Source organism: Streptomyces sp. NPDC058525 (assembly GCF_042719495.1).
Taxonomy (GTDB): Bacteria; Actinomycetota; Actinomycetes; order Streptomycetales; family Streptomycetaceae; genus Streptomyces.
Genome location: NZ_JBHXNP010000058.1, coordinates 48,630 through 56,331, shown reverse-complemented (window position 1 = coordinate 56,331; position 7,702 = coordinate 48,630). Strand labels below are relative to the sequence as shown.

General features: G+C 71.3%; 9 protein-coding genes and 2 tRNA genes. 1 reads left to right on the top strand and 10 read right to left on the bottom strand.

The window, feature by feature from the left end; all coding sequences use genetic code 11:
• Nucleotides 1-31: 31 nt before the first annotated feature.
• The 8 genes from ACFWP3_RS25395 to ACFWP3_RS25360 all read right to left on the bottom strand — a co-directional run bounded on the left by ACFWP3_RS25395 (nucleotide 32) and on the right by ACFWP3_RS25360 (nucleotide 4,605).
• Nucleotides 32-104, bottom strand: a tRNA-Ala gene (locus ACFWP3_RS25395).
• Nucleotides 105-234: 130 nt separating this feature from the next.
• On the bottom strand, nucleotides 235-468 hold the full coding sequence (locus ACFWP3_RS25390; protein ID WP_007264019.1) for a hypothetical protein: 234 nt from the start codon (nucleotides 466-468) through the stop codon (nucleotides 235-237).
• Nucleotides 469-612: 144 nt separating this feature from the next.
• A tRNA-Ala gene (locus tag ACFWP3_RS25385) sits at nucleotides 613-685 on the bottom strand.
• 123 nt (nucleotides 686-808) lie between these two features.
• Nucleotides 809-1,465, bottom strand: coding sequence for a histidine phosphatase family protein (locus tag ACFWP3_RS25380; protein ID WP_384225125.1), 657 nt, complete (start codon nucleotides 1,463-1,465; stop codon nucleotides 809-811).
• The gene (rsfS, locus tag ACFWP3_RS25375) at nucleotides 1,462-1,908 is read right to left on the bottom strand and encodes a ribosome silencing factor (RefSeq protein ID WP_030008628.1); all 447 of its coding nucleotides are present in this window, start codon (nucleotides 1,906-1,908) and stop codon (nucleotides 1,462-1,464) included. The genes ACFWP3_RS25380 and rsfS overlap by 4 nt, the downstream gene beginning before the upstream one ends.
• 130 nt (nucleotides 1,909-2,038) lie before the next feature.
• The gene (locus ACFWP3_RS25370; RefSeq protein ID WP_384225119.1) at nucleotides 2,039-3,745 is read right to left on the bottom strand and encodes an LCP family protein; all 1,707 of its coding nucleotides are present in this window, start codon (nucleotides 3,743-3,745) and stop codon (nucleotides 2,039-2,041) included.
• A gap of 23 nt (nucleotides 3,746-3,768) precedes the next feature.
• Nucleotides 3,769-4,386, bottom strand: coding sequence for a nicotinate-nucleotide adenylyltransferase (nadD, locus tag ACFWP3_RS25365; RefSeq protein ID WP_384225117.1), 618 nt, complete (start codon nucleotides 4,384-4,386; stop codon nucleotides 3,769-3,771).
• A 51-nt stretch (nucleotides 4,387-4,437) separates the two neighbouring features.
• Nucleotides 4,438-4,605, bottom strand: a complete 168-nt coding sequence (locus tag ACFWP3_RS25360) for a hypothetical protein (protein ID WP_384225115.1) — start codon at nucleotides 4,603-4,605, stop codon at nucleotides 4,438-4,440.
• A 140-nt stretch (nucleotides 4,606-4,745) separates the two neighbouring features.
• Between ACFWP3_RS25360 and ACFWP3_RS25355 the strand changes: the two genes are divergently transcribed.
• Nucleotides 4,746-5,849 carry a M48 family metallopeptidase gene (locus ACFWP3_RS25355; protein WP_384225112.1) on the top strand — a complete coding sequence of 368 codons (1,104 nt, stop codon included), beginning with the start codon at nucleotides 4,746-4,748 and terminating at the stop codon, nucleotides 5,847-5,849.
• Here the strand turns inward: ACFWP3_RS25355 and ACFWP3_RS25350 are convergent.
• Together ACFWP3_RS25350 and ACFWP3_RS25345 are read right to left on the bottom strand one after the other, a co-directional pair.
• Nucleotides 5,833-7,026 (bottom strand): hypothetical protein, encoded by a 1,194-nt coding sequence (locus ACFWP3_RS25350; RefSeq protein ID WP_384225110.1) that lies wholly within the window; start codon nucleotides 7,024-7,026, stop codon nucleotides 5,833-5,835. The two genes, ACFWP3_RS25355 and ACFWP3_RS25350, sit on opposite strands and share 17 nt — an antisense overlap.
• Before the next feature lie 70 nt (nucleotides 7,027-7,096).
• On the bottom strand, nucleotides 7,097-7,663 hold the full coding sequence (locus tag ACFWP3_RS25345) for a hypothetical protein (protein ID WP_384225109.1): 567 nt from the start codon (nucleotides 7,661-7,663) through the stop codon (nucleotides 7,097-7,099).
• Nucleotides 7,664-7,702: the final 39 nt, after the last annotated feature.

The window sequence follows — 7,702 nt, the reverse complement described above, 5'->3', positions numbered from 1 at the left end:
CACCCGATCCGGGTGGCCCGCTTCTTCACTGTGGAGCTAAGGAGAATTGAACTCCTGACCTCCTGCATGCCATGCAGGCGCTCTACCAACTGAGCTATAGCCCCTTGTCTTGCCTGCCGCCCGGCTTCCGTTTCCGGTTCCCCTTGGCGACGTCCCAAACATTACACGGTCATGGCCCTGGTCCAAAAATCGGTTTCCGTCGACCGCAGGCCATGCCCGGTTTGACCTATCTCGTCACGCTCTTGCGAACTGGTAGAACCTCTTGAGCGTGCAGTGCTCGTCGAGCAGCCGGCCGTAGATCGGCTCCCCCTCCAGCTCCCGGTACGTCTCGATCGGGTCGCCCTTTATGATCAGCGCCCGCGCGCATTCCTCGCACCAGTACTGGTAGTCGGGGTTGACCGGTTCCATGTCCCGCACGATCGGCGTGCCGTTGTTGCACCAGTCGCACCGCCGCCGGTGTGCACCCATCCGTCAGCGACTCCCTCCCGCATCGGGCCGTCGTCTCCCCCCTCCGGCCGTCCGATTCTGCCATGCCGGTACGGGCCAGGTCAGCAATCGCAAAGGGTACAAAAGCAAGGATCCCGCCCCCTGTTGGGGACGGGATCCTGATTGTGGAGCTAAGGAGAATTGAACTCCTGACCTCCTGCATGCCATGCAGGCGCTCTACCAACTGAGCTATAGCCCCGCTCTCCGCCGCGCTCCCCCCGTCTCCGGTGTTCCGCGCTGCGAACAAGAAGAACTCTAGCCTGTGACCAGCCGGAAAGTGAAATCCGGGTGGAGGCCCCCGCGGGGAGCGGCGCGGAGCCGCTCAGTCGTCGTCGCCGAGCACCGGCTCCGGCAGCGTGCCGGCGTTGTGCTCCAGCAGGCGCCAGCCGCGCGCGCCCTCGCCGAGGACGGACCAGCAGCAGTTGGAGAGCCCGCCCAGGCCCTCCCAGTAGTACGACTCCAGGCCCAGCAGGCGGCCGATGGTCGTACGGATGGTGCCGCCGTGGCTGACCACGACGAGCGTGCCGCCCTCCGGCAGCCGGCCGGCGTGCTCGAGCACCACCGGCGCGGCGCGGTCGGCGACCTCGGTCTCCAGCTCACCGCCGCCCCGGCGGACCGGCTCGCCGCGCTTCCACGCCGCGTACTGCTCGCCGTACTTCGCGAGGATCTCGTCGTGCGTCAGGCCCTGCCACTCACCGGCGTACGTCTCGCGCAGCGCCGCGTCGTGCGTGACGGGCAGCCCCGTGACGGCGGCCAGCTCCGCGGCGGTGGCCGACGCGCGCCGCAGGTCGGAGGCCACGATGGCGTCCGGCTGCAGCGAGGCGAGCAGCCGGGCGGAGCGGCGCGCCTGCGCCACTCCGGTCTCGGTCAGCTCGATGTCCGTGGAGCCCTGGAAGCGGCGCTCCAGGTTCCACGACGTCTGACCGTGCCGCCAGAGAACGATCTTCCTGCCGGACTTGCCCGAGGTGGTCGTGCTCAGAACAGATCACCGTCCAGCTCGTCGTCGCCGGCCGCCTCGCGCAGCTTGGCGTGCTCCTCGGCCTTGCCGATGGTGAGCTTGGCGTCCTCGGGGAGCTCGATCTCGGGGCAGTCCTTCCACAGGCGCTCCAGCGCGTAGAAGACCCGCTCCTCGCTGTGCTGGACGTGGACGACGATGTCGACGTAGTCGAGCAGGATCCAGCGGGCGTCGCGGTCGCCCTCGCGGCGCACCGGCTTGGCGCCGAGCTCCTTGAGGAGGCGCTCCTCGATCTCGTCGACGATCGACTTGACCTGGCGGTCGTTGGGCGCCGAGGCGAGCAGGAAGGCGTCGGTGATCGACAGCACGTCGCTGACGTCGTACGCGATGATGTCGTGCGCGAGCCGGTCGGCCGCGGCCTGGGCGGCGGCGGTGATGAGCTCGATGGAGCGGTCCGTGGCGGTCACTGGCCATGCTTTCGGGTTGGCGGGCAGATCCTTACAAGGGTCTCATGTACCGCCGACGCCGCCCGCGCGGAACGTTCCGCGCGGGCGGTGCACCCGTGTCAGGCCTGGTGACAGGGCCTCCGGAGCCGGGTCAGGACGCCTTGTAGTCCTTGCCCAGGATCACCACGACGTCCGCGTTCACGGCGTTCTCGGCCTTCTTCACGGCCGTTTCGGGCAGCCCCAGCGTCTTGGCGACCTCGAGCGCCCGGTCCTTCTGGGCGTCGTCCTGGTACGTGATCTGCGAGGCGGCGGCGGTCTTGTCCGCCTTGCCGCCGTCCACGAAGTCGTAGCCGCCGTTCAGCAGCGCCGCCTTCGCCGCGACCTGCGTCTTCTCGTCGCCGGTGGCGTCCTTGAGGCCGACGCGCGGGGCGGCGCCCGGCTGACCGGCCGTGACGGAGCCGCCGAGGACCTCCTTGACGACCTTCTTGGTGGCGTCCTCCGTCAGGGCCCCGTCGGCCTTCACCCCGAGGACGTCGGTGCGGTACGCGCCCACCTTGGCGTGCGCGCCGAGCCGCGACAGCAGGGCGCCGAGCGTCTGCGCGTTCAGGGCCGGGTCGAGGATCTGGCCCATGCTCTCGACCGTCACCGCGGCCGCCTTCGGGTCGCTCGGGACCTTGCGCAGGACCGCGTAGAGGACCTTGCCCATGCGCTCCAGCTGCTTGGCCTCCGGTTCGCCCTGGGCCTGGTAGGTGGCGTAGGCGACGGCCATCGGGCCGCTGAGGCTCTGCTTCTGGCCCTGGGCCACGGCGGGCATCTTGGCCGCGTCGTCGGCCGGGACGGCCGTGTCGGTGTCCACCTCGATGCCGCCGACCAGCTCGACCAGGTTCTCCAGGAAGGGGGTGTCCAGCCGCCAGGTGCCGCCGATGTGCGTGCCGAGCACGGAGTCGAGGGCCTCGCGGGTGCCGAGACCGCCCTCCACGGCCTTGCCGAGGCCGGTGGCGGTCCCGTCCGGGCCGGGGACCCCGAGGGTGTCGGGCAGCAGGACGGTGGCGCCCTGCTTGGCGGTGACGTTGTCGACGAGCAGCGCCGAGGAGGAGCCGCCCTTCTTGGTGTCGTGCACGTGGACGACGATCATGTCGCGCTTCTGCGGCCCGTCGGCGGCGGCCGCGCCGTTGTCCCGCTTGCCGGGGCCGTCGAGGAAGGGCAGCTTGCCCGCGTACCAGAGGTAGCCGAGGCCGGCGACGACGAACACCGCGAGGACGACGATCAGCGCCACCACCCGGTTGCGGCCGCGGCGGCGGGCCTCCTCACGGCGCTCGGTCCGGCTCTCGGTGAACTTGAGCCAGTCGATGACGTCCTCGGAGTCCTCGTCCGGCTGGTCGATGAAGGCGAACATCTCGGTGCGGTAGTCCCGCCCGGCCTGGGACTCGCCTTCGGCCCGGCGCGGCTCGGGGACCTGCGCACTGCGCTGCCGCTCGGGCTGGGGCTCCGGCTCCGGCTCCGGCTGGTACGGGGGCTCGGGGGCCGTCTGCTGCGGGATCCACTGCTGGGCCTGGGTCTGCTGCGCCTGGGCCTGGTGAGCCTGCTGGGTCTGCTGCGTGTCGTACCCGTAGGCCGGGGCCTGCTGCGCGTAGTCCTGCGCGGGGTCGGCGTAGTACTGCTGCTGGGGCTGCTGCTGTCCGTACGACGGGGCCTGCGCCTGGTAGTCGTAGCCGTACTGCTGCTGTGGGTAGTCCTGGGCGGGCTGGGCGGGCTGCGCGGGCGCCTGGCCGTACACCGGCCGCCCGTACGCGTCGTAGCCGATGAGCTGCTGCTCGTGTCCGGCGTACGGGTCGTACGGATCCTGTCGGTCGTTCACCGCGGGCCCCTCTCTCCGGAAGCTCAGGCTCCCCGGTACAGCTCACGCTTGTCGATGTAGCGCACCACGCCGTCGGGCACCAAGTACCAGACGGGATCCCCTTCGGCGACCCGGGCGCGGCAGTCCGTGGAGGAGATGGCCAGCGCGGGCACCTCGACCAGGGAGACGCCGCCCTCGGGCAGTCCGTCGTCGGTGAGGACGTGGCCGGGCCGGGTGACCCCGATGAAATGGGCGAGGGAGAACAGCTCTTCGGCGTTCCGCCAGGTCAGGATCTGGGCGAGCGCGTCGGCACCGGTGATGAAGAACAGGTCCGCGTCGTCGTTCAGCGCCTTCAGGTCCCGCAGGGTGTCGATCGTGTACGTCGGCCCGCCGCGGTCGATGTCGATGCGGCTCACCGAGAACTGCGGGTTCGACGCCGTGGCGATGACGGTCATCAGGTAGCGGTCCTCGGCGGGCGACACGGCTCGCTGCGACTTCTGCCAGGGCTGGCCGGTCGGCACGAACACCACCTCGTCGAGGTGGAACAGCGAGGCCACCTCGCTGGCGGCCACCAGGTGTCCGTGGTGGATCGGATCGAATGTGCCGCCCATCACCCCGAGCCGGCGCTTGACCGGGCCGGTAGGCGTCTCCTGCTCTCCCATGAGCGCAGAGCCTACTGGCCCGGACGACTCGGCGGTCCAGGTCGGGAGGACCTAGCGGTCGCGGTTCAGGCGCGTGGTGATCCAGAGCATCAGGAGCAGGATGACGAGCGCGGCGCCGCCGGTGAGGTAGGGGTTCAGGCTGTCGTGGTTGCCGCCGTGCTGTTCGGCCCCCTCCGAGGCGAGGACGACCAGGTTGTGGGCGGTGGAGGAGAGGCTCATCAGGCAGGTACCTATCGAGTCGGGGAGCGGGCGGAGATTTCGCTCACATCGTATGCGGGGGCCTGGGGCACGCTCACGCCGACTCAGGCGTTGGAGAGGATAGACGCAGGGCCACGCAGGTCGATCCAGGGGAGGGCGCAATGACGCAGACAGGGTTCGAGAAGGTGCCGGCGCGGGACCGCAGGAGGTTCCCCGGCATCTCCTCGCGGGCGTACGAGCACCCGGCGGACCGCTCGGCGCTGGTCGCGCTGCGCAAGCTGAGCGGCTTCGACACGGTGTTCAAGGCGCTGAGCGGGCTGCTTCCGGAGCGGAGCCTGCGGCTGCTGTTCCTGTCGGACTCGGTGCGGGTGGGCGAGACCCAGTTCCCGCACCTGTACGAGATGCTCCGCGACGCCTGTTACATCCTGGACCTGGAGAAGGTCCCGCAGATGTACGTGCAGCAGGACCCGAAGCCCAACGCCATGTGCATCGGGCTGGACGAGCCGATCATCGTGGTGACGACGAGCCTGGTCGAGCTGCTCGACGAGGAGGAGATGCGGGCGGTGGTGGGCCACGAGGTGGGCCACGCGCTGTCGGGGCACGCCGTCTACCGCACGATCCTGCTGTTCCTGACGAACCTGGCGCTGAAGGTCGCGTGGATCCCGCTGGGCAATGTGGCGATCATGGCGATCGTGACCGCGCTGCGGGAGTGGTTCCGCAAGTCGGAGCTCTCGGCGGACCGGGCCGGGCTGCTGGTGGGGCAGGACCTCCAGGCCTCGATGCGCGGCCTGATGAAGCTCGCGGGCGGCAACCACATCCACGAGATGAACGTGGACGCCTTCCTGGCCCAGGCCGAGGAGTACGAGTCGAGCGGCGATCTGCGCGACTCCGTCCTGAAGATCATGAACATGCTGCCGCGGACGCACCCCTTCACCACGGTGCGGGCGGCCGAGCTGAAGAAGTGGTCGGAGAGCCGCGACCACCAGCGCATCATGGACGGCCACTACCCGCGGCGCGAGGAGGACAAGGACACCTCGGTGGCCGACTCCTTCCGCCAGTCGGCCGCGCACTACGCCGACTCGGTGCGCACCAGCAAGGACCCGCTGTTCAAGCTGGTCGGCGACATCGCGGGCGGCGCGGCCGACATGGGCGGCAAGCTCCGCGACAAGTTCACCGGCGCGGCCCCCGGGTCCTCCGCGTCCGGCTCCGGCAACGCCTCCGGCGGCGGCTCCGAGGGCAAGGGCGGGTCTACGGAGCAGGGCTGACCGGGGTGCCCTGAGGGGTCGTGGGCCCGGTCGCGGGCCCGGTCGGGGGCTCGGCCGCGGGCTCGGTCCCCGGCGGGGCGAGCACGCCGCACAGCCCGGCCGTGCGCCGCGGGTGCCCGCTGGCGTACGGATCGCTCGGGGCCGGGCCCACCGTCGTCGGTCCGGCCCCGGCCGGCAGCGGGCGGAAGGCTTCCGCGGGGTCGCTGGAGCAGGCCTGCGGCCCGGCCATCACATAGGCCGAGGCCAGCTCGGCCCGCCGGGCGGCCAGGTCCTCCCGGTCGAAGCGCAGCCGGAGCTCGCGGCGGACGGTGAACAGCGAGGCGCCGTCGACCGCGGCCGGGGCTCCGGTGGCCGGGCGTACGGCGTACACGAAGGTGTGGTCGGTGAGCACCTCCAGCGCGTCCGGGTTCACCTCGGCGAAGGCGAGGGTGCCGTTGACCCGTACCCGCGAGTCGGCCACGACGGCGGTGGCCGGGTCGAAGCGGACCAGCCAGCCGGTGGCGGCGTGCCTGCCGTCGCCCGAGGGCGAGGTGATGCTGCGGTCGAACTGGTCCAGCTGGTCGGGGTCGAGCAGCACCCGCACCGGCCGGGAGGCGGTTCCGGCCAGGACGTCGGGGTCCAGCGAGGACTGCACCAGGTAGTCCTTGGCGATGGACAGCGCGGTGACGACCTGGGCGTCGGTGAAGTGGTGCGTGCGGCGCACGGCCGGCAGGGTGATCCCGGCCGCCCCGACGCGGTATTCGGCGGCGGGGCTGTTCGCGTAGAGGTCGGCGGGCCGCCCGCCGGGCACGGCGACGGCGGGTGCGAGCGGGATGACGGTGCTGCTGAGCGGTTCGGCGGGGCCGCCGGGCGGCGGGACGTAGGGGTTGCGCAGCCCCATGTAGACGGCGCAGGCGAAGGCCGTGGCGATGAGCAGTACGAGCAGCATGCCCTGACGGGCGCCCCGGCCCGGGGTGCTGGTCCGGGGGCCGGAGCCGCCGCTCGACCACATGGAGCGGCTGCGGACGGCCCGGGCGTGCAGGCCCATGCGCTCCTGCGCGGAAAACTCCTGGAGCCGGGCAGCGCGGACGAAGTCCTCGTCGAACACCACCGAGCGGAGCTCTTCCGACCGGAATTCGTCGTCACCCCCGCCGATGCCCTCGGGGGTGCCGTTGGGTGGATCTCCTGGCACGGCCATCGCTTCTCCCCGCTGTCCCCGCTTCAGAGAAGCCCCCTGCTCCGACGTGTACGCGAGTGGGGTCGTACCTTCAGGGTTGGCGGTCGGAGGGGTACGTAAACGCACCGACGCCGGTGACTTCCCTCAGGGGGGTGCTGGCGGGCGCCGGGGCGGGCTCCGCCTCGCCCGCGGCGCTGCGGTAGACGGCGCTGAAGGCGAGCGCGACCATGCCGAGGCCCATCACGAAGGCGAGCACCCAGGCGACGGGGCGCAGCCAGGGTGAGCGGCCGCGGTAGGGGCGCAGGCTGCCGCCGTAGGCCCCGTACGGGCCGTAGGAGCCGTCGGCGGGTCCGTAGCCGCGGTAGTGGTCCCAGCCGTCGTCGAGGCCGTACCCGTCGGGGTGGCCGTATCCGTAGCTGTCGTAGTCGTCGTCGCCCGTCCAGCCCCCGGCGACGGCGCGGGCCGCTTCGGCCTCGGCGCGCGACCGGTCGGCCGCCCGCTGGCGCTCCGCGGCGCTCGGTTCATGGATCTCGGCGTTCCGGACGAAGGCCTCGTCGAACACCACGGAGGCGAAGTCCTTGTCCGCGCCTCCGCGGTCGTCTGCATGGTCTTCGGGGGTCCCGTCGTCCGGGAACTTGCCCCCCACGTCGTCCGGCACGGGACCAGCCTAGACCTGGGGGGCTGCTTTGGGCAGGGT

Excerpts from the sequence above, each read along its gene's own strand:
- nadD (WP_384225117.1), bottom strand. The coding sequence starts at position 4,386 with ATGGGAGAGCAGGAGACGCCTACCGGCCCGGTCAAGCGCCGGCTCGGG.
- ACFWP3_RS25390 (WP_007264019.1), bottom strand. The coding sequence starts at position 468 with ATGGGTGCACACCGGCGGCGGTGCGACTGGTGCAACAACGGCACGCCG.
- ACFWP3_RS25360 (WP_384225115.1), bottom strand. The coding sequence starts at position 4,605 with ATGAGCCTCTCCTCCACCGCCCACAACCTGGTCGTCCTCGCCTCGGAG.
- ACFWP3_RS25355 (WP_384225112.1), top strand. The coding sequence starts at position 4,746 with ATGACGCAGACAGGGTTCGAGAAGGTGCCGGCGCGGGACCGCAGGAGG.
- ACFWP3_RS25350 (WP_384225110.1), bottom strand. The coding sequence starts at position 7,026 with ATGGCCGTGCCAGGAGATCCACCCAACGGCACCCCCGAGGGCATCGGC.